The 19,960-nt window shown below is 72.4% G+C and carries 19 protein-coding genes; 7 read left to right on the top strand and 12 right to left on the bottom strand.

Annotated features, from left to right (window positions below; all coding sequences use genetic code 11):
- Both Msi02_RS34700 and Msi02_RS34705 read right to left on the bottom strand, forming a co-directional pair.
- Complete coding sequence (locus Msi02_RS34700; protein ID WP_143737917.1) at positions 1 to 672, bottom strand: hypothetical protein; 672 nt, start codon at positions 670 to 672, stop codon at positions 1 to 3.
- Positions 669 to 1,439 carry an ABC transporter ATP-binding protein gene (locus Msi02_RS34705; protein WP_204052061.1) on the bottom strand — a complete coding sequence of 257 codons (771 nt, stop codon included), beginning with the start codon at positions 1,437 to 1,439 and terminating at the stop codon, positions 669 to 671. The genes Msi02_RS34700 and Msi02_RS34705 overlap by 4 nt, the downstream gene beginning before the upstream one ends.
- 125 nt (positions 1,440 to 1,564) lie before the next feature.
- On the opposite strand from Msi02_RS34705, the gene Msi02_RS34710 reads away from it, so the two are divergent.
- Positions 1,565 to 2,314 (top strand): DivIVA domain-containing protein, encoded by a 750-nt coding sequence (locus Msi02_RS34710; RefSeq protein WP_204052062.1) that lies wholly within the window; start codon positions 1,565 to 1,567, stop codon positions 2,312 to 2,314.
- A gap of 60 nt (positions 2,315 to 2,374) precedes the next feature.
- Entirely contained in the window at positions 2,375 to 3,790 is a 1,416-nt protein-coding gene (locus tag Msi02_RS34715; protein WP_239109006.1) for a M1 family metallopeptidase, read from the top strand.
- Positions 3,791 to 3,901: 111 nt separating this feature from the next.
- On the opposite strand, the gene Msi02_RS34720 is transcribed toward Msi02_RS34715, so the two are convergent.
- The 7 genes from Msi02_RS34720 to Msi02_RS34750 form a co-directional block, all read right to left on the bottom strand.
- A complete protein-coding gene (locus Msi02_RS34720; RefSeq protein WP_204052063.1) occupies positions 3,902 to 5,452 on the bottom strand; it encodes an FGGY-family carbohydrate kinase in 1,551 nt (516 codons plus the stop codon).
- Entirely contained in the window at positions 5,449 to 7,107 is a 1,659-nt protein-coding gene (locus Msi02_RS34725; RefSeq protein WP_204052064.1) for a glycerol-3-phosphate dehydrogenase/oxidase, read from the bottom strand. The genes Msi02_RS34720 and Msi02_RS34725 overlap by 4 nt, the downstream gene beginning before the upstream one ends.
- A gap of 67 nt (positions 7,108 to 7,174) precedes the next feature.
- Complete coding sequence (gene lsrF, locus Msi02_RS34730; protein WP_204052065.1) at positions 7,175 to 8,059, bottom strand: 3-hydroxy-5-phosphonooxypentane-2,4-dione thiolase; 885 nt, start codon at positions 8,057 to 8,059, stop codon at positions 7,175 to 7,177.
- Positions 8,052 to 9,083, bottom strand: coding sequence for an ABC transporter permease (locus Msi02_RS34735; protein WP_204052066.1), 1,032 nt, complete (start codon positions 9,081 to 9,083; stop codon positions 8,052 to 8,054). Before Msi02_RS34735 ends, lsrF begins: the two co-directional genes overlap by 8 nt.
- On the bottom strand, positions 9,080 to 10,039 hold the full coding sequence (locus Msi02_RS34740) for an ABC transporter permease (protein ID WP_204052067.1): 960 nt from the start codon (positions 10,037 to 10,039) through the stop codon (positions 9,080 to 9,082). The genes Msi02_RS34735 and Msi02_RS34740 overlap by 4 nt, the downstream gene beginning before the upstream one ends.
- Positions 10,039 to 11,550 carry a sugar ABC transporter ATP-binding protein gene (locus Msi02_RS34745; protein WP_204052068.1) on the bottom strand — a complete coding sequence of 504 codons (1,512 nt, stop codon included), beginning with the start codon at positions 11,548 to 11,550 and terminating at the stop codon, positions 10,039 to 10,041. Before Msi02_RS34745 ends, Msi02_RS34740 begins: the two co-directional genes overlap by 1 nt.
- Positions 11,551 to 11,598: 48 nt before the next feature.
- Positions 11,599 to 12,714 carry an ABC transporter substrate-binding protein gene (locus tag Msi02_RS34750; protein WP_239109008.1) on the bottom strand — a complete coding sequence of 372 codons (1,116 nt, stop codon included), beginning with the start codon at positions 12,712 to 12,714 and terminating at the stop codon, positions 11,599 to 11,601.
- Positions 12,715 to 12,966: 252 nt separating this feature from the next.
- On the opposite strand from Msi02_RS34750, the gene Msi02_RS34755 reads away from it, so the two are divergent.
- A complete protein-coding gene (locus Msi02_RS34755; protein WP_239109021.1) occupies positions 12,967 to 13,704 on the top strand; it encodes a GntR family transcriptional regulator in 738 nt (245 codons plus the stop codon).
- 10 nt (positions 13,705 to 13,714) lie between these two features.
- On the opposite strand, the gene Msi02_RS34760 is transcribed toward Msi02_RS34755, so the two are convergent.
- Positions 13,715 to 15,172: a PucR family transcriptional regulator gene (locus Msi02_RS34760; RefSeq protein WP_239109009.1), complete on the bottom strand. Its 1,458-nt coding sequence runs from the start codon at positions 15,170 to 15,172 to the stop codon at positions 13,715 to 13,717.
- Between the two features lie 130 nt (positions 15,173 to 15,302).
- On the opposite strand from Msi02_RS34760, the gene Msi02_RS34765 reads away from it, so the two are divergent.
- A complete protein-coding gene (locus tag Msi02_RS34765; protein WP_204052071.1) occupies positions 15,303 to 16,127 on the top strand; it encodes a nitrilase-related carbon-nitrogen hydrolase in 825 nt (274 codons plus the stop codon).
- A 122-nt stretch (positions 16,128 to 16,249) separates the two neighbouring features.
- On the top strand, positions 16,250 to 16,903 hold the full coding sequence (locus Msi02_RS34770) for a cyclase family protein (protein WP_204052072.1): 654 nt from the start codon (positions 16,250 to 16,252) through the stop codon (positions 16,901 to 16,903).
- A 14-nt stretch (positions 16,904 to 16,917) separates the two neighbouring features.
- On the opposite strand, the gene Msi02_RS34775 is transcribed toward Msi02_RS34770, so the two are convergent.
- Positions 16,918 to 17,442 carry an LGFP repeat-containing protein gene (locus tag Msi02_RS34775; protein ID WP_204052073.1) on the bottom strand — a complete coding sequence of 175 codons (525 nt, stop codon included), beginning with the start codon at positions 17,440 to 17,442 and terminating at the stop codon, positions 16,918 to 16,920.
- Positions 17,443 to 17,539: 97 nt separating this feature from the next.
- Between Msi02_RS34775 and Msi02_RS34780 the strand changes: the two genes are divergently transcribed.
- The gene (locus Msi02_RS34780; protein ID WP_204052074.1) at positions 17,540 to 17,812 is read left to right on the top strand and encodes a hypothetical protein; all 273 of its coding nucleotides are present in this window, start codon (positions 17,540 to 17,542) and stop codon (positions 17,810 to 17,812) included.
- Here the strand turns inward: Msi02_RS34780 and Msi02_RS34785 are convergent.
- A complete protein-coding gene (locus tag Msi02_RS34785; RefSeq protein WP_030511698.1) occupies positions 17,791 to 18,282 on the bottom strand; it encodes an Lrp/AsnC family transcriptional regulator in 492 nt (163 codons plus the stop codon). The genes Msi02_RS34780 and Msi02_RS34785 overlap by 22 nt on opposite strands.
- Before the next feature lie 222 nt (positions 18,283 to 18,504).
- Between Msi02_RS34785 and Msi02_RS34790 the strand changes: the two genes are divergently transcribed.
- Complete coding sequence (locus Msi02_RS34790) at positions 18,505 to 19,938, top strand: gamma-aminobutyraldehyde dehydrogenase (protein ID WP_079319779.1); 1,434 nt, start codon at positions 18,505 to 18,507, stop codon at positions 19,936 to 19,938.
- Positions 19,939 to 19,960 lie beyond the last annotated feature (22 nt).

Below are 19,960 nucleotides of genomic sequence, written 5' to 3' on the forward strand. Positions count from 1 at the left end.
TCAGGGTCGCGTGCGGCGCAGCCACACGTAGGCCGCCAGGCCGATCGCGGGCCACAGCAGGGACTGCACCGTGAGCAGGGGCAGCCCGGACAGCAGCACACCGTGGTGGGCGTCCCGCATCCAGGCCATGACCGGCACGGTGAGCCAGCGGGCCCCGGCCATGCTGATCATCAGCATCGACAGGTAGCCGAGGATCAGGGCGATCGTGGAGACCGCGGGGGAGGGCAGGATCGGGCGGCTCGTCAGCGCCCCGAGCGCGAGCCCCGCCGCCGCGGACAGCAGATGCAGCCACACCCCGGTCAGGAGCACGGTGAGGGTGGGGGAGGCCGCGAGGCGGAAGAGCAACGCGGCCTCGGCGATCGCGGCCAGCGCGAGCAGCGACGCGAACGCCGCGAGGAGGCCGCTCACCAGCTCCCTCGGCCCCAGCGCGGACAGGGCGACGCTGCGCTGCTCGTCGGGCTCGGTGTCGAGCAGGCCGCGCGCGGCCCAGGCGAGCACCGGCACGAGCATGGCGGCCGAGTCCGCGGTGGCCCCGATCTCCTGACCGGCGGGCACGGCGCCGGCGTAGAGGACCGCCAGCAGTGCCAGCAGCGCGATCAGCGGTTGCAGTGCCCGGTGTGAGGCGACATATCCGGTGAGGCGGAACCTCGCCAGCGCGATCACGGCTGTCATCCGGCGGCCTCCCGGGCGACGCCGCCCGTGATGTGCCCCTTGGTGTGCCCCTTGATATGCACCGTGCAGCCCTCGGCGCGCAGGCGGTCGGCCAGGTCCGACGCCCTCGACGCGGCCACCGCCACCTCCAGCACGGTCAGGGCCGTCTCACCGACCTCCTCGACCGGCTCGAGTTCGCGTACGGCCCGGTCGCGGACCTCGCAGCGGCGCAGGCCGGGGAAGGCGCGCAGATCACCCTGGTGGTCGCTCACCACCACGATCCCGCCGCGCGCGCTGATCTCCCCGATGATCCTGGGGAGTTCGGCGCGGGTGGCGGCGTCGAGACCGGCGAAGGGCTCGTCGAGCACGAGCAGCCCCGGCTCGGCGAGCAGCGCCTGCGCGAGGCCCACCTTGTGCGCGCTGCCCTTGGACAGATCGGGCAGGCGCTGCCCGAGCAGGTGGTCCATGCCGAGCCGCTCGCTCCACCGGCCGATCGACTCCGAGCTCACCCTCCGGACCGCCGCCATGTGCCGCAGGTAGGACGCCACGGTGAACGGCTGGTCGGCGGGGAACCGCTCGGGGGCGTACCCGACGACCCGGGGACGGTCCTGGACGCTTCCGCGTACGGGCCTCAGCAGCCCGGCGACCAGTCGCAGGAGGGTCGACTTGCCGGTGCCGTTGGGCCCGGTGACCTCGACCACGTCTCCCGGATCGAGGACCAGACCGGCGTCGGACAGGACCCAGGGGTCTCGCCGTCCGTACCGGAAGGAGAGGCTGGCGATCCGCATAGTTTTCCGAGCCTATCGGGATGTTCCTCCCGGTGTACGTACATCGGGCGATCTTTGGGTCTCGCCTTTCTGTTGGGACTCCCGTCAAAATGGACGGGCGTCAGCAACGGGCAGGGAGGTGTGGTGTGAACCGCTTTCCCCGCGTCATGGCGGTGCGCCTGGGCTATGACCCCGAACAGGTCGACGACTTCGTGCGCAGGATCGAGCGGACGCTCGGGCTCGGCCCGCTCGACGGGCCACCGGTGACCGCCGACGAGATCAGGAACGCGAAGTTCGCCGTCAAGCTCGGGGGTTACAACGAGACGGCGGTGGACTTCGCGCTCGACGCGTTCATCGTCGCGGTCGAGGCCAGAGCCGGTCGGGACGCCGCCGTACCGGCCGTTCCGCCGCCGCCCGCCGTCTCGGACTCCGTTGTCAAAGAACCCGTCACCACAGAGCCCGTCACCACAGAGCCCGTTGCCCACGAGCCCCGGCCCGTCGCCGCCCGGGCCCCGGCGGCACCGTCCCGCCGTACGCGGGCCGAGGAGCGCGCGCGTCCGCAAGCGGCCCCCGCGCAGGCCACCGGCCGTGTGGAGAAGACCGGCACGCCCCCTCCGGAGCCGGGCACGCCGTCCTGGCTGGAGACGCAGGCGGCCCGGGTGGAGCGCGTGGCCTTCCGTCCCGGGCGGCTCGGGATGGGCTACCGCGAGGAGGAGGTCGACGCGTTCCTCGACCGGGTGGTGGCGACGCTGCGCGGGACGGCGGCCGAGCCGTTGACGCCGGAGCAGGTCAGGAAGGCCACGTTCGCGACCGTCGTGTTCCGGCCCGGCTACGCGATCCACGAGGTGGACGGTTTCCTGGCGGAGATGGCGAGCGTGCTGGAGCGCTGCCCCTGAGGCGATTCGTAAAGGTAATAAATTGCAATTTTCGTGGAGCAATGCACCACGATAGGGATCATGCTGCGCAGACCATCCCCCTTGGCGGCGCTCGTCGCCGCCGGTCTCACATTGGCCGTCCCCCTTCAGACCGTGCCGGCGGCCCAGGCGAGCACGGGCTCCGGCGACTTCGTCCCCGGCTCGGCCGGTCTCGGCGACCCGTACTTCCCCCACGCGGGCAACGGCGGATACGACGTCGGCCACTACACGATCCGGCTGCGGTTCACGCCGAAGACCCGGCACCTCAGCGCCACGACGACGATCACGGCGACGGCGAAGAAGAACCTGTCCCGGTTCGACCTCGACTTCTCCGGGCCGAAGATCGGCAAGGTGCTCGTGAACGGCGAACGGGCCTCGTACGCCCGGAAGGGCCAGGAACTCGTCGTCACGCCCCGGCACGGGCTGCCGTCAGGGAAGACGTTCACCGTCGAGGTGTCCTACGCCGGCCGGCCGAAGGCGATCAAGGACAAGGCGCTCGGCGTCACCGGCTGGATCAATACCAAGGACGGCGCCGTCGTGCTGGCCGAGCCGGACGGAGCGCGTAGCTGGTTTCCGGTCAACGACAACCCGCGGGACAAGGCCACCTACACCTTCGAGGTCACCGTGCCCGAGGGGCTGACGGTCCTGGCCAACGGCGAGCCGGGGAACTCCGGCGTGGCCGGCCCGCGCGACGGCTACAGGACCTCGAAGTGGGAGATGCGCCGGCCCATGGCGTCGTACCTCGCCATGGTCGCGATCGGGAAGTTCAAGGTCACCCAGGGCGTCGTCGACGGCATGCCCAACATCACGGCGTACGATCCGTCCCTGGCCAAGGAGTTCAAGCGCCTGCACGGCACCACCGCCAAGGCGATCAGGTGGGAGTCGAAGATCTTCGGCGACTACCCGTTCTCCTCGACCGGCGGCATCGCCGACCGGCTCGGCGTCTACTACGCGCTGGAGACGCAGGGCAGGCCGGTGTACGACACGGGCATGTCGGACGAGCCGACGATCGTGCACGAACTGGCCCACCAGTGGTTCGGCGACAGCGTCGGCCTGCGCAGCTGGAAGGACATCTGGCTGAACGAGGGCTTCGCGTCGTACGCCGAGTGGCTGTACCAGGAGCAGCACGGCGGACCCTCCGCCGAGAAGACCTTCGCCGAGCACTACAAGCACAAGGCGGGCAGCGCCTTCTGGAAGCTCAAGACCGGCGACCCGGGCCGCACCGGCATGTTCGACTGGAACGCGATCTACCTCCGCGGCGCCATGACCGTGCACGCGCTGCGCAAGAAGATCGGCGACGAGACGTTCTTCACGCTGCTGCGCACGTGGACGAAGGAGAACCGGCACTCCACCGTCACCACCAAGGATCTCATCGCCTTGGCGGAACGGCTGTCCGGCCAGAACCTGGACGACCTGTTCGACGCGTGGCTGTACAAGGCGGCCAAGCCGAAGCTCTGACCGGCGCGGGTCGCGGGCGGCGGCGAGACGGCCGCCCGCGACGGCACCGGCCGCGACCCCCGCGACGGCACCGAGGCACCGGTGCCGCCGCACGGTGTCGGCGAAAACCTGTCAGCGGCCGTCCGACGCGGGCGCCGGTTCGAACCCCGCCGTGCGGTACCGCTCGACCTCCGACCACGCGGCGGACATCCCGGCCAGGCATCGGTCGAACACCTCCGCCTGCCGGACGTACGCCTCGCGGGCGGGACCGGGGCGGACGCACAGGTCGTCGGTATCGCTGACCGACCACGGCACGTCGCTGTGCCCGAGCGCGGCGGGCAGCAGCGAGGCGACCCCGCGTGCGCCGAGTTCGCTGGTGAGCTGACGGCGGACGGGACGGCCGAGCACGTCGGCGAAGATCTGCGCCCACACCTCCGACCGCGCGCCGCCCCCGGCCAGCCGCCAGGGGCGGTCGCCCACGTCGGCACCGCTGGCCAGGACCCGGTCGAGTTGCACCCGGTGATACTGGGCGACCCCCTCGATGACCGCACGGGTGAGATGCCCGCGACGATGTACGGCGGAGATGCCGAGGAAGGTCCCTGAGGCCGCGGGATGCTCGGGGGCGCCGTTGACGAACGGCAGGAACAGCAGCCCGTCCGCGCCCGGCGCCACCGTCGCCGCCTCGGCCAGCAGGTCCGCCGCCGGGACCCCGGCGGTCGCCCGGTGCGGCACCGACGCGGTGCTCAGCCAGTCGAGGTTGGCGGCCGACGTGGGGGCGACCTCCATGGCGAGCATCGTCCCCGAGTCCGGCATCAGCGCGCTGAGCGTGACCTCGGGCGCGGGAGTGGCGGCGGGGACGACGACGCCGTTGATGGCCCAGGTGCCCACGATGATCGTCACGTCGCCCTGCGCCCGGCCGCCCGCGCCCAGCGTGGCGGCCACGCAGTCCATGCAGCCCGCGATCACGGGCAGTCCCTCCGGCAGCCCGGTCAGCTCCGCGACCCGCGCGCTGAGCCCGGCCACGACCTGCCCGGACTCGCGCAGCGGCGGGAAGCGGTCGAGGTCACTGGCCGGAAGCCCCACCAGTTCGAGCGCCGTCGGGGTGTACTGACGGGTGTCCAGTGCCACCATGCCGAACGCGCTCGCGTCGCTGTAGTCGGCGCTGGGCACGCCGGTGAGCTGCGAGGTCACCCAGTCCTTGCACGACAGCGCCCACCGGGTCGCGGCGTACGCCTCGGGCTCGGCGTCGTGCAGCCAGCGCAGGAGCACCGACGGCTGGGCCGCCCACGGGATGGAGCCGGTCTCGGCGGCCAGGCGGCGGGCCGCCTCCGGCTCGATCGCGTCCACGATGTGCTGGGCCCGGCTGTCCGACGATGCGATGGCCGGCCCGACCGGCCGCAGCGACGCGTCGACCGGATAGAGCCCGTTGCCGTGGGCGGCCACGCCGATGCCGGCCGGCGTGTAGCCGTCGGCCGCGAGTTTGCCCGCGAGGTCGCCGAGCAGCGACACGACGGTGTCGGCCAGCCCGGTCATGTCCACGTCGTGCCGGTGGGCGGTCACGCTGGTCCGCGGGGTGCGGGCGTGCACCACGCCCACCTCGCGTCCCTCCGCGTCGAACGCCGCGGCCTTCGACGCGGTCAGGCCGACGTCGACCCCGATGTAACACGTGGCCAGGTTCGTCATGCCGTCCTCCCGTCGTTGCCCCGGCTCGCCGCCGCGGCCAGCGCCCGGGGACGGTGCCGCCGCAGCTCGTTCTCGTAGGCGGCCACCTCGGCGCGGGCCCGCCCCTCGTCCCAGCCGAGGTGTCGTACGGCGACGTCCGCGCAGGTCGCGGCGCTGGAAAGGCCCATGTCGCCGTTGAGCCCGACAAGGATACGCCGCAGCATGACGTCGGCCAGCGTGACCGCGCCCTCCTCGCGCACGGCCATGACGACCTCGGCGGCCAGGGCGCCGGTCTCCTTGTCGACGACCTCGGCGAGCGAGGGGTCCCCGGCGGCGAGGTCGAGCACCCGGCGGGCGCGCACGCCGTACAGCTGCAGCAGCCGGCGGGAGGACGCGCCGTCCAGCGGCGACTCGCGCAGGAAGTCGCGCACGAACTCCGGCCAGTCCGAGGTGTCCGCGCCGGGGAACGGCCGGGTGCGGGTGACGCACGGGCGGGGCCGCCTGCCGAGCACGCGCAGCGCCTCGTCGGTCACGTCCTCCGCGAGCGCCCGGTGGGTCGTGAGCTTGCCGCCGATGACCGTCAGCAGGCCATGGTAGGCGGGCGCGTGGTTGAGCACGGTGTGCCCACGGCTGATCTTGGCGTTGTCCGACACCCCGGTCGTGTACGGCAGGGGCCGGATCCCGGCGACGCTCCAGAGCACGTCGTCAGGGGTCAACCGCGCCTGCGGGAAGATCCGGTTTGTCTCGGCGAGCAGGTAGTCGATCTCGGCGTCGCTGGCGACGACCTCGTCCAGGTCGCCCTCATAGGTGAGGTCGGTGCTGCCGAGCACGTAACGGCCCTGCCAGGGGAAGACGAAGATGGGCCGGCCGTCGGCCGCCGCCTCGAAGAAGATGCAGGTGTCGGGCGCTCCGGGGAACGGGTCGAGGACGACGTGGCTGCCCTTGGTGCCGCCGTTGAGCCGCCGGCTCTCGATCTGCCCGTCGAGGATCCGGTCGATCCACGGCCCGGCGGCGTTGACGGTGACGGCGGCCCGGATCTCCCCGCGTTCCCCGGTCCGTACGTCCTCCGTGCGGAGGCCGGCGACCCGGTCGCCGTCGACGATCAGGCCGGTGACGGAGGTGTAGGTGAGGACGCGCGCGCCCAGGTGGCGGGCGTCGAGGAGCAGTTCGACGCAGAGCCGCTCCGCCCACGGCACCTGCGCGTCGTGGAACAGCGCCGCCCCGCGCAGGCCCTCGCGCGACAGCGTGGGCCACCGGCGGGCCACCGTGCGGAGCGGCACGCCCCGGCTGAGCCCGCGTCCCCGGCCCAGGGCCATCATGTCGAACGCCAGCAGGCCGAGCCGGATCAGCGCTCCCGGCCGGGTGTACCCCTCGTAGAAGGGGATCAGCATCGGGTAGTCGCGGATGAGGTGGGGAGCGGTGCGGAACAGCAGGTGCCGCTCCCGGATGGATTCGTGCACGAGCGTGAAGTCGTAGCGCTCGAGGTACTTGAGGCCGCCGTGGATCAGCCGGCTGGAGGTGCTCGACGTGCCCGAGCCCACGTCGGCGCGGTCGACGACGACGACGCGCAGGCCGCGGGCGGCGGCGTCCCGGGCGATGGCGAGCCCGTTGATACCGGCTCCGATGACGGCGAGGTCGACGGCGTCGTTCTCACCGGAGGGGACGTGATGCGACATGGGAGGCTCCCGGAGGGTGACGGGCGCGGGTCCGCGGGCGGCGGACCCGCGCCGGAGAAGAACTGGACTAGGCTGCGCCGGCCGCCTTCTCCTTGTAGATCTCGTACGCCTCCTCGGGCTTGAGCCCGTCGTGCACGACCGCGCGGACCGCGGCGAGCATGCCGGCGGGGCTGTCGCTCTGGAAGATGTTGCGGCCCATGTCGACGCCGGCGGCGCCCTCCTGGATCGACCGGTAGGCCATCGTCAGGGCGTCGATCTCGGGCAGCTTCTTGCCGCCCGCGACGATGATCGGCACCGGGCAGCTCGCGGTGACGGTCTCGAAGCCCTCCTCGACGTAGTACGTCTTGACGATGTGGGCGCCCATCTCGGCGCTGATCCGGGTGGCGAGGCGGAAGTAGCGGGCGTCGCGGACCATGTCCTTGCCGACCGCGGTGACGCCGAGCACGGCGACGCCGTGCCGCTGGCCGGCGTCCACGAGCGCGGCCAGGTTGGCGACCGACCGCGACTCGTGCTCGCCGCCGACGAACACCTGGATGGCCACGGCCGCGGCGTTGAGGCGCAGCGCGTCCTCCATGTCCAGCGCGATGTGCTCGTCGGACAGCTCCCGCAGGATGCTCGGGCCGCCGCTGGCGCGCAGCACGATGCCGGCGTCGGTGGTCGCGGGGATGCTGGTGCGCAGCGCGCCGCGGGTCATCATGATCGCGTCGGCGTCCGGGACGAGCGGCGCGATCCGGGTGTCGAGGCGCTCCAGGCCGGCCATCGGGCCGACGAAGTAGCCGTGGTCGAACGCCAGCATGACCGTGCGCCCGGTGTCCGGCCGGAAGATGCGCGACAGGCGGTTGCGAAGGCCCCAGTCCTGCCCGTGCGCGCCCTTGACGTGGAAGCCGCTCGCCGCGGGCCCGGCGGACGTCCCGAAGTCGCGGGCGTCGAGCAGGCCGTCGGTGTCAGCCATCAGTGTCGTCTCCTGTGCTAGTGGTGGTGGCGGTCGCGGTGCGCGATCGCCGTCTGAACAGAGATGCGGTACGGTCGCCCCCGCCGGCGAGGAAGAGGACGAAGAGCACCAGGCCGCCCTTGAGCAGGTTCTGCGCCGCGGTGCTCCAGCCGACGAGGTTGACCAGTCCGTCGAGCAGGATGAAGAAGAGGGCCGCGCCCCACACGCCCACCGGGACCGCGCGGCCGCCGGAGATGAGCGTTCCGCCGATGACCACGACGGCCACGGAGTCGAGCAGGTAGCGGGTGCCGAGATCGGCCGAGGGCGCGATGTAGGCGGCGAGCAGCGCGCCGGTCAGCCCGGCCAGCGCGCCGCTCAGCAGGTACGTCGACCCGATGATCCGGGCGACCGGGATGCCGGCCCGCTCGGCGGCCCGGCGGCTCTGGCCCACCGCGATCAGCGACCGGCCGTAGACCGTACGGCGCAGCAGCGCGACGACGAGCACGGTCAGCACCGCGATCGCCAGCGCGAGGAGCGGCACGCCGGCCGGGCGCAGGTTGAGCGCCGAGCGCAGGCCGGGGTCGGGCACGGCGGTGAAGCCGTTGGCCATCGACAGCGTGATCGACGAGGCGACGAGCCCCGCGGCCAGGGTGGCGATGATCGGGGGGACGGACAGGCCGAGGATGGCCACGGCGCTGACCGCCGCGACGAGGACGCCGACGCCGATCCCCGCGAGGATCCCCACGGCCGCCGAGCCGGTCGCGGAGGCCGCCGCCACCGAGACGAACCCGGCGAGCGAGATGACCGATCCCACCGACACGTCGATGTTGCCGGGGCCCGCGGTGATGACCAGCATCTGCCCGAGCCCGACGATGACGAGGTACGGCGCGAGCGACAAAGCGAGGGAGACGGTCTGCCCGCCGCCCTGGCCCGAGATGGCCAGGATCACCAGCCACACGAGCGCGGCGGCGGCGAAGCCCCAAATCCAGGGGGCGCCGTTCCAGGGGCCGCTCCAGCGACGTGAACCGGTCACGCGGATGTTCATCGCAGCACCTTCCCCACGACGACGCGGCCGGCGAGCACGGCCAGGACGATCACGCCTTGCACGGCCGACTGCATGTCGGACCGCACGTCGAGCAGGCTGAGAACCACGCTGACCAGCCCCAGCGTCACCCCGCCGATCGCGGCGCCCCACGGCACGGCGTTGCCGCCGGAGAAGGAGCCGCCGCCGAGGATCACCGCGGCCACGGTCATGAGCGTGTAGCTGGAGGCCGACGACACGTCTCCGCCGCCGGTCTGGGAGGCCAGGACGAGGCCGGACAGCACGCCGAGCGCGCCCGCCGTCGCGTAGGCGATGACGCGGGAGGTGAGCGGTCGCAGACCGGCCCGCCGCAGCGCGACCGGGTTGCTGCCCAGCCCCCGCATCCGCACGCCTGCGGCGCTGCGCGCGGTGAGCAGGTAGACCAGCAGCGCGACGACCAGGATCGGCAGCAGCGGCGCCGGGAAGCCCGCGGGCTGCCACGCGCCGAACGACGCCAGCCACCCGGGCGTCGTGCCGCCCGGCGTCGGCAGCAGGAACAGGCCGAGCCCGAGCCAGACGAACGAGGCGCCGAGGGTCGCGATCAGTGCCGGCACCTCGCGCAGGTGGATGAGCAGGCCGAGCACGGCGTACGCCGCGACCAGCCCGGCCAGGACGAGCGCGCCGACGAGGGGGGACGACACCAGCAGGGTCGCGGAGACCACCGTGACCAGGCCGACGAAGTTGCCGATCCCGAGGTCGATGTCGCCGACGGCCATGAGCGTCATCTGGGCCTGCGCGGCGATCACCAGCGGCACGGTCGCGGACAGGACCAGCGTGAGGCCCTCCACGGTCAGCACGCCCGGCTGGAGCGACGAGCAGACGCCGATCATCGCGATCAGGGCGACGGCGCTGACCGCGGCAGGGGCCGAACGGCGCATCCGCGCGCGGTCGGGCAGCGCCGGGGCGAGAAGCTGGGCCATCAGTCGTTTCCTCCGTCCTCGTTGAAGGAGACGGCGATGATGCGTTCCTCGGAGATCTCCTCGCCGGTCAGTTCGGCCACGATCCGGCCGGCCCGGAAGACGTAGACGCGGTCGCAGTGGGCCATCTCGGCGTTCTCGCTGGAGTACCAGACGATGCTCCGGCCCTTCGCCGCCTCCTCCCTGATGAGGCGGTACAGATCGGTCTTGGTGTGCACGTCCACGCCGCGGAACGGGTCGTCGAGCAGCACGAGCCCGGCGGGGGAGGCGAACGCGCGGGCGACGATGACCTTCTGCTGGTTGCCGCCGCTCAGCTCGGTGATCCCGGCCTCCGCGCCGCCCCTGATGGCCAGGCGCTTCACCCAGTCGCCGACGACCGCGCGCTCCTCGGCCGGACGGCGCAGCCCCCGGCGGGCGATGCCGCGCAGCGCGGTCACGATGAGGTTGTCGCCCACGCTCCACAGGGGCAGGACGCCCGAGCGCTGCCGGTCGCCCGGGACGTACGCCCGCGTCACCTTCACCGTGGTGTCGCGCCGGACGGGCCGCCACAGGCGTTCGAGCACCTCCTGCTGGCCCTGGCCGGCCAGCCCGGCGAGGCCCACGACCTCGCCCCTGCCGACCCGCAGGGTGACCTCGCGGAGGCCGGGGCCGGTGGCGCCGCGCAGCTCGGCCACCGTCTCTCGCGCGGCGGCCCCGCCTGCGGCCGCCCGTGTGCCGGTCGCCGCCGGAGTGGCGACGTGGGCTCCCATCAGCTCCAGGACGTCCGGCTCGCCGAGCCCCGCGGCGGGCCGTTCGGCGGTGACCGCGCCGTCGCGCAGCACGGCCACCCGGTCGGCCACCGAGAGGACCTCGCGGATGCGGTGCGAGATGAGCAGCACGGCGGTGCCGGTCTCGGTCAGCCTGCGCACGTAGGCGTACAGCGACCGGGCGGCGTCCGGGCCGAGCGACTCGGTGGGCTCGTCGAGGATCAGCAGGTCGAGCCGGTCCACCAGGCAGGCCCGGGCGATCTCCACCATCTGGCGTCGGGCGAGCGACAGGTCCTCCACCCGGTCGCGCGGGGAGACGCCGTGGCCGGGGAACATCTCGTCGAGGCGGCGGCGCACCGCGTCGCTCGCCGCCCGCCGCCACCCCAGGCGGGGCAGGCAGTGCCGCGAGGACACCCACATGTTCTCCGCCACGGTGAGGTCGGGGCACAGCGACGTCTCCTGGTAGGCCATCCGCACCGACCGGAAGTCCTCGGCGGACGCCCTGCTCCCGTGCACGAGGACCGTGCCCGTGTCGCAGGCCTCAAGCCCGGCGAGCACGCGCATGAGCGTGCTCTTGCCCGCGCCGTTGTGACCGACCAGCCCGAGCACCTCGCCCGCGCGGACCTCCAGGTCCACGCCCGTCAGGGCCCGGGTGCGCCCGTACGCCTTGGTCACGCCCCTGGCGGTGACGACGGGCGGCCGGGCGGCCGGTCCGGTGTCCGTCTCCGGTGGCGCCGTGCCGCCGGCCGGGAGATTGTCGACGTGCATGCCCGGTCTCCTCCGTCTCCTCCGTGCCGTGGTCGATGTGCAGCCGGGTCAGCCCACGGCCGACGGGATCGGCGGCTGGACCGGCTTGCCGCCGGTCTTGACGGCCTCGACCTGCTGCCGGAACAGCTCCTGGGTCCACGGCCAGGCGGCGTACTCGTCGGGCTTGAGCACCGAGGCCCAGGCGTCGCGGTCCTTCTGCTCGATCAGGACGATCGGGAAGGTCATCTGCTTGGGCACGTCCTTGCCGCCGAGCAGGTCCAGGGCCTCCCAGAGGGCGGCGACCGACTGGCCGGGGTCGGACATGACCGCGACGGAGCCGTTGTCGATCTTGTTGTCCCGCCAGTAGCTCAGCGCGCGGCCGTTGGTCTCGAAGTCGACCGCCGGCACGGGCTTGCCCGCCGTGGCGAAGGCCTGGGCCACGCCGTAGCCGTCGCCGCAGCCGATGACGCCGTCCACCTTCGGCACGCTGGACAGCACGCCGAGCACGGCCTTCTGCGCGGTGGCGCCGTCGCACATGCCGGTGACCGTCGCCACGGTCTTCACCCCGGGGTAGTCCGCGAGGATCTTCTTGGTGGTGTCGAGCATCTCGGCCTCGGGCTGGGAGCCGACCACGCCTCGGCTCACGATGACCGAGCCCTTGCCGCCGATGCCCTCCAGCAGCGGCTTGGCGGCGTACGTCGCCCAGTCGACGAAGCTGTTCTGCAGCACGTGGGCGCAGGGCGCGTCGATGGCGGAGTCGAAGACCACGACCTTGACGCCGGCCGTACAGGCCTGCTGGATCACCGGCTGCAGCGCGGTCGGCGAGGCGGGGTCGATGAGCAGCGCGTCGGGCTTCTGCAGCAGCAGGCTCTTGATCTGGGCGACCTGCTCGGTCGCCGAGTTCTCGCCCGGCGCGTTCACGACCTTGTACTTGCCGATCAGCCCGTCGGTCTTGGCCTGCTCGGCGGCGGCCTCGAACTTGGCGATCATCGTCTGGCGCCAGCCGTTGCCGATGAAGCCGTTGCTCAGCGCGATGAAGGGCTTGCCGCCGCCGCCCGCGGACCCGCCGGCGGCGTCCGCGGTGGCACTACCGGAGCCGCCGGAGCCGCAGCCCGCGGCCAGTACGGCGAGAGCGGAGATCGCCGCGGCGGAGGCGGCGCGCCAGGGCCGGCGTGTGGGGCGCATGTGCATGGTGTCTCCAGACAGAGCGGGTTCGCGAGGGGGGAGAGTCGGCGTGAAGGCTTCGCCCGATCGGCCTGTCATTACAGGCCTGTAGTGACAAGCAAACTAAGCGGGCGTTACGGGCGTGTCAAGAGCCTGTTTTCGGTCACTTCAGCCCGCGGCCGACGATAATCTTGGTTACGGCCGGGCCCACTTGTAGTTACAGGTTCGAGTGGGGCATTCTGCTGCGGTGCCGCCGAGGAGGTTCCCGTGACGATGACCTATCCGCCTCTCAGCCGCGACGGGGCGGAGCCGCTGTGGATGCAGCTCATGCGGGCGTTGCGCGCGGAGATCGAGAGCGGCGTGCGGGGGCCCGACCAGCCGCTGCCGTCCGAGGCCGAGCTGAGCGACCTGTTCGGGGTCTCCCGCACGGTAGTCAGGGAGGCGCTGCGCGAGCTGGTCCAGCAGCGCTTGATCTACAAGGTAAAGGGCAAGGGGGCCTTCGTCGCACCCCGCAAGACCGAGCTGAGGTTCGTCGGCTCGATGTCCGGGTCCGCCGACGACCTGCGGGAATCGGGGCGTCGAGTGACCACGCAGACCGTCCGGCAGGCGCTCGGCGAGGCCGACGAGCGGGAGGCCGCGCTCCTGCGGATACCGCTGGGGGAGCAGGTCGTCCGGCTGCGCAGGCTCCGCCGGGTCGACGGCCAGCCGTGGCTGCTCGTCGACACCGCCCTGCCCGCCCGGCTCGTCCCCGGGCTCGAACGCGCCATCCTGGAGAACCAGTCGCTGTACGACGTGCTGCGCCGCCGGTACGGCATCGAGCCCGCGGCGGCCGACCGCTGGATCGAGGCGGTCTTCCCCAACCGGGAGGACGCGGCCCTGCTGGAGGTGTCCACCTCGACGCCCCTGCTCGGCATCGAGTCGGTCGCCTGGCTGGAGGACAACACCAGGTTCGAGGCCTACTACGCCCTCCACCGCAGCGACCAGACGCGCTTCTACGTCGGCATCCGCTGATCCCCGCCGTTCACAGGCCGCCGAGTTGGGAGGCCGCGCGGATGGCCAGCCACACCTCGGCGAAGTCGCCGGTCGCCGACAGGTCGCGCCCGGTCAGCGCGCCGAAGCGGCGCAGCCGGTACGACAGCGTGTTGGGGTGGACGTGCAGCGCCCGCGCGGCGTCGTCGACGCGGCGGTCGCGCTCCATCCACGTCCGTACCGACGCGATCAGGTCCGATCCGTGTTCGGCGTCGTATCGCAGGACGTCGCCGAGCACGTGCTCGACCAGGGCGGCCAGCACGCCCACGTCGTCGGGCAGCCACCGGCCCGTGGTGTCCTCGCCGTAGCCGACCAGCGGCCTGCCCGCCTCGGCGGCGCGGGAGGCCGCCCACAGCGCCTCACGCTGGGCGACGCGCAGCGACGATCCGGGCGGCAGGGGACGGCTGACGCCGGCCGCGATGCCGGGCACCGCCTCCAGTTCCGCGGTGGCGACGGCCGCCGCCGTCAGCACGTACAGGTCCCGGTGGCGGCGGAGCATGAGGTGCGGGTGCTCGCCGAGGGCCTGGACGACGGCGTCGTCGGCGGCGTCGCGCACCACGAGCAGCACGACGTCGCGCTCGGGCGGCAGGCCCATCAGGTCGAGCCTGCGCCGGGCGGTCTCCGGGTCGAGCACGTCCTGCAGCAGCTCGGCCAGCGTCTCCGCGCCCTGGCGGCGCAGCGTCTCGCGCTCGCTGCGCACCATCGCCACCCGCAGGGCGGCGACGGTCGCGATGTGCTGGACCACGGCGAGCCCGGCAGGACGGGCGCCCTCCCGCTCGAAGGCGACCAGGAACCCGGCCGGCCCGCCGGGCGCGGGCACCGGGAGCGCGAACCCGCCGGGGATCGTCGGCGGGGCGTCCGCCGAGGCGGGCAGCCGTACGGACGGCGGGGGCGCCGGCACGCCCGGCAGCAGCGGGCGGCCCTGCGGCGTGCTCAGGTAGATCTCGTAGCCCGACAGCCGTTCGAGCCGCCGGAACAGCCCGGCCGTGTCCAGCCCCTCGGAGGCGAGCCAGCGCAGCGCGCCGAACACCTGGAGCTGCGCCCCCAGCCGCTGGCGGGCGTCCTCCTGCACGGCCGCCGCGACCTCCTGCGCGATCGCGATGAACGGCACGGCCAGCGGCACCTCGAGCACGGGGAACCCCCGCTCCTCGGCGGCGTCGAGGAAGGCCCGGCGCAGCGGGGGGACGTGCAGCCCCGCGCTGAGCGCGAGCGCGGCCACCCCCGCGTCGTCGAGCCGCTCCAGGTACGCGCGCTGGGCGGCCGCGCTCTTGGGCACCCCGATGCCGGTCGTCATGATCACCTCGGCCCCGAGAAGCCAGGGTGTGGGGTCCTCCAGCTCGCTCACATGGGCCCAGGAGACCGATCTGCCGAGGCCGCGCTCCCCCGCCAGCACCTTCAGTTGCAGCGCGGGGGAGCGCAGCAGGTCCTCCACGGTGTTGTGCGCGTCCACGACGGCCAGCGTATTTGCCGTGATAGCGCTAGTTGTCCTGATTCAGGGGGTCAGGGCACACTCGAGCGATCTCCCCTCACTTGGAGGAACGCATGAGTGCGATCGTCGTGGTCAGTAGAGCGGTGCGGCCGTGACGCGGGTCGCCGTGGCGCAGCTTCCGCTGCGGGTGGGCGAGCCGGAGGCGAACCGGGCCGCCGCCGCGCAGGCCGTCGCCGAGGCCGCCGCGGCCGGGGCCCGCCTGGTCGTGCTGCCCGAACTGGTCAACAGCGGATACGTCTTCACCGGCGCCGAGGAGGCCAGGGGTCTGGCCGAGTCGGCCGAAGGCCCGACCGTCACGGAGTGGGGACGGCTGGCCAAGGACCACGACCTGGTCATCGTGGGCGGGTTCTGCGAGCTGGCGGACGGCCTCGTGCGCAACAGCCAGGTCATGGTCGACCCCACCGGGACCAGGGCCGTCTACCGCAAGGCCCACCTGTGGCACGACGAGCAGGACGTGTTCGCGCCCGGCGACGCCGCCGCTCCCGTGGTGGACACCGCGCTCGGCCGGATCGGCATGATGGTCTGCTACGACCTGGAGTTCCCCGAGTGGGTGCGGGCGGTGGGCCTGGCCGGGGCCGACCTGCTGGCCGTCTCCACCAACTGGCCCGTCTCGCCCGTCCCGGCGGGGGAGCGGCCGGTGCTGGTCGCCTATGCCCAGGTGGCCGCGGCCGCCAACCGGATGTTCGTCGCCGTGGCCGACCGCTGCGCCGCCGAGCGGGGGGTGGGCTGGGTGTGCGGCACCTCGGTCATCGGTCCGGACGGTTATCCGCTGGCGGGGCCCGTGCTCAGGGACGGGCCCGCCGTGCTGGTGGCCGACTGCGATCTGGCCACGGCCAGGGACAAGGCCACCGGCCCGCGCAACGACGTCCACCGCGACCGGCGGACGGATCTGTACGCGATCTCGCGCACGCGCTGAACTGTTCTCGAGAGACCGGGGCCTCGACAGACCGGGGCCGACTCTCTTCGTGGCCTACGATCTGATCGGCCCGCTCGCGTCCGGAAAGGCCCGGAGAAGCACAGGAGAAGCCAGGAGAAGCGATGATCGTCGACCTGTCGGTGCCCGTCGTGAGCGGCATGCCCGTCTACCCCGGAGACCCGGAGGTGGAGATCGCTCCCGCCCTGACGGTGGCGGCCGAGGGCGTGAACGTCCTCGGCCTGCACCTCGGGTCGCAGTCCGGCACGCACGTGGACGCGCCCTACCACATCGACGACGCGCTGCCCACGCTCGACGCCCTGCCGCTGGAGCGGTTCCTCGGCCCGGCGGCGGTCCTCGACGCCCGGGGCCTGCCCCCGCGCGCGCCGATCACCCCCGCGATGCTCGCCGCGGTGGCCGGGCGGCTGGGCCCGGGGACCGTTCTGCTGGTCGCGACGGGCTGGGACGAGCACTGGGGCACGCCCGGCTATCTGGCCCACCCGTATATGGAATCGGAGACCGCCCGCCGGATCGTCGCGGCGGGCGTGCGGACCGTGGGCGTCGACACGCTCAGCGTCGACCCCACTCCGGCTCCCGCCGATCTGCCCGCGCATCGCGTGTTGTGCGGCGCGCACGCCGTCATCGCGGAGAACCTGCGCGGTCTCGGCCCGCTCCTGGAGGCCCAGGCCGCCGGCCGTCCGATCGAGGTCTCCCTGCTGCCGCTGCGTCTCCACGCCGCCGACGGGTCCCCCGTACGCGCCGTCGCCCGCATCGGCTGACACCGGTCCGAGGCTCAGCCGGTGACCGAGATCGTCCAGTAAGGCTGGCATCTCGAACCGAATACGCCGGTGTCGCATCCCTTGACATTCCAGCGGTAGCCGCTGTTGGTCCGCAGGCGGGTCCACGCCTTGCCGCGGTTGCCGCCGATGAAGTCCTCCTGCCCCCCGTTGGGATCCGCGGCGCTGGTCCAGCGGACGAGGAACTTGTCCCAGAAGCGGTCGGTCGACTTCCAATCGAAGTAGGCGTATCCGTTCGTGGAGTAGGCGGCCACCACGAGCTTGGAGCCGTTCTTGGGAGACCAGGCCATCTGCCCGCGCACGAACGACTGCCTGCGCCCGGCCCAGCCGACGCCGTTCATGTAGACGTCGGTCTCCTGCGTCGTCGGACAGCCCAGCGTGCCGTTCGCGCCGCCCAGCTCCGCCCACCGTGCGCCGATCAGCCCGTACGGCGTGATCGCGCAGCCGGTGGCGGCGTGCGCCGGTGCTGCGACGACGATCGTCCCCGCGAGCGCGAGGCCGGCAGTGATGGAAAAGATCATGCGTCTGCTCATCGAGCACGCTCCCAGGAGTCAGACCCGCCCCTCTGCTCGCGCGGGTGCCGCGCTCCTGTGGTACGCCCGCCCACTTATCAGCCACTTGAGCGCCGCTTGCGCCGGAGCCGATGGCCGCGACGTCTTCCTGCGGCGGTCGCGCTCCCTGGAGCCCACCGCCACCTGGCTGCGCCGCCTGCGGCGCTGCGGATTCACGCCCAGCAGGCTCGCGGTCACCGGGGACCTGGCACGGGTGCTGACGACGCCGCCGGACTTCACCCTCCGGGTGGAGCCGGACGCTCGGCTACCGGGACGTGCTCCTGCTGGCCGTGATGACGGCCGTCCCGGACGCCGGCGTCAGTGCGTGCCCCAGGAGTAGGTCTGCTTGTGCAGCTTGAGGTAGACGAACGTCTCGGTCGCGCGCACGCTGGAGATCGCCCGGATCTTCCCCAGGATCTCCAGCAGGTGGGTGTCGCCCTCGCAGACCACCTCGACCATGATGTCGACCGAGCCGGCCGTGAGCACCACGTAGTCGATCTCGGGGATCTGCGACAGTTCGTCGGCGACCTGCTCCAGGTCGCCCTCGCACTTGATGCCGATCATGGCCTGGCGGGGGAAGCCCAGGGTGAGCGGGTCGGTGACGGCGACGATCTGCATGACGCCGAGGTCGAGCAGGCGCTGCACGCGCTGGCGCACCGCGGCCTCCGACAGCCCCACCGCCTTGCCGATGGCGGCGTACGGCTTTCGCCCGTCCATCTGAAGCTGCTCGATGATCTGCTTGGAGATCTCGTCGAGCACGACCGGCCCACCCTTCGCGGCAGCCGCGCGAGCCTTTGGCGGAGTCGTCATCCTCGGGGGGTGTCCTCTCTTGGCGGGCTTCGGCCGCCGTAGCGACCTGGTGTTACAGCACCGTTTTTGACATGTTGCGATCGTGGTCTGACATGTTGTCAGCTCCGTCGCTCACGTCAAGCGATTTCGTAGCAATTTGGTATCTTAGCGACGAAATCCCTTGTCGTAGGCTCTTTCCTCTGCCAGAGTCGCGACAACTCAGCCACCACCAGGAGGTCAACGGTGACCACCCGTCTCCAGAACTTCGTGAACGGGAAGTTCGTCGACGCCGCGAGCGGCCGTTTCTCCGACGTCGTAGACCCTACGACGGGGGAGGTATACGCCCAGGCACCGGTGTCGGGTCAGGAGGACGTCGACGCCGCGTACGCCGCCGCAACGGCCGCCTTCGAGACGTGGGGCCAGACGACGCCGGGCGAGCGCGCGGCGCTGCTGCTGAAGGTCGCCGACGCGATCGAGGCCCGCGCCGACGAGATCAACGAGGCCGAGTGCCGCAACACCGGCAAGCCCCGCGCCCGCATGGCCGAGGACGAGACCCCGGTCGCCGCCGACCACTTCCGGTTCTTCGCCGGTGCGGCCCGCACCCTTGAGGGCCCCACCGCCGGGGAGTTCCTCGCCGACCACACGTCGGTGATCCGGCACGAGCCGATCGGCGTCATCGGCCAGGTCACGCCGTGGAACTACCCGATGATGATGGCGGTGTGGAAGATCGCCCCCGCTCTCGCGGCCGGCAACACGATCGTGCTCAAGCCGTCCGACACCACCCCGGTCTCCACGCTGAAGCTGGCCGAGATCCTCGGCGACGTCCTTCCGGCCGGCGTCTTCAACGTCGTGACCGGCGACCGGGAGACCGGCTCGCTGGTCGTCGGCCACCCGGCCGCGAGCATGGTCGCGATCACCGGCTCGGTCGGCGCGGGCATGTCGGTCGCCAGGACCGCCGCCGAGGACCTCAAGCGCGTCCACCTGGAGCTGGGCGGCAAGGCTCCGGTCGTGGTCTTCGAGGACGTCAAGGACATCAAGGCCGTCGCCGAGGCGATCGCCGGGGCGGGCCTCTACAACGCCGGCCAGGACTGCACCGCCGCCTGCCGCGTGCTCGTGCAGGAGAGCATCCACGACGAGTTCGCCGCGGCACTGGCCGAGGCCGCCGCCGCCACCAAGCTGGGCGGCCTCGACGTCGAGGACGCCTACTTCGGGCCGCTGAACAACGCCAACCAGCTCGCCCGGGTCGAGGGCTTCTTCCAGCGGCTCCCCGAGCACGCGAAGGTCCTCACCGGCGGCGCCCGCGTCGGCGACAAGGGCTTCTTCTTCGCCCCGACCGTCGTGGACGGGCTGAAGCAGGACGACGAGATGGTGCAGGACGAGATCTTCGGTCCCGTCATGACCATCCAGACGTTCACGGACGAGGCCGACGCGCTGGCCAAGGCCAACGGGGTCCGCTACGGCCTGTCCGGCTCGGTGTGGACCTCCGACCACGGCCGCGCGATGCGGATGTCCAAGCGGCTCGACTTCGGCGTGGTCTGGGTCAACACCCACATCCCGTTCGTGTCCGAGATGCCGCACGGCGGCTTCAAGCACTCGGGCTACGGCAAGGACCTGTCCGTCTTCGGCCTGCACGACTACACCCGCGTCAAGCACGTCATGCACTACATCGGCGAATAGGTACGTCCGGCTCCGGCCGGAC

The organism is Microbispora siamensis (assembly GCF_016863095.1).
GTDB lineage: Bacteria > Actinomycetota > Actinomycetes > Streptosporangiales > Streptosporangiaceae > Microbispora > Microbispora siamensis.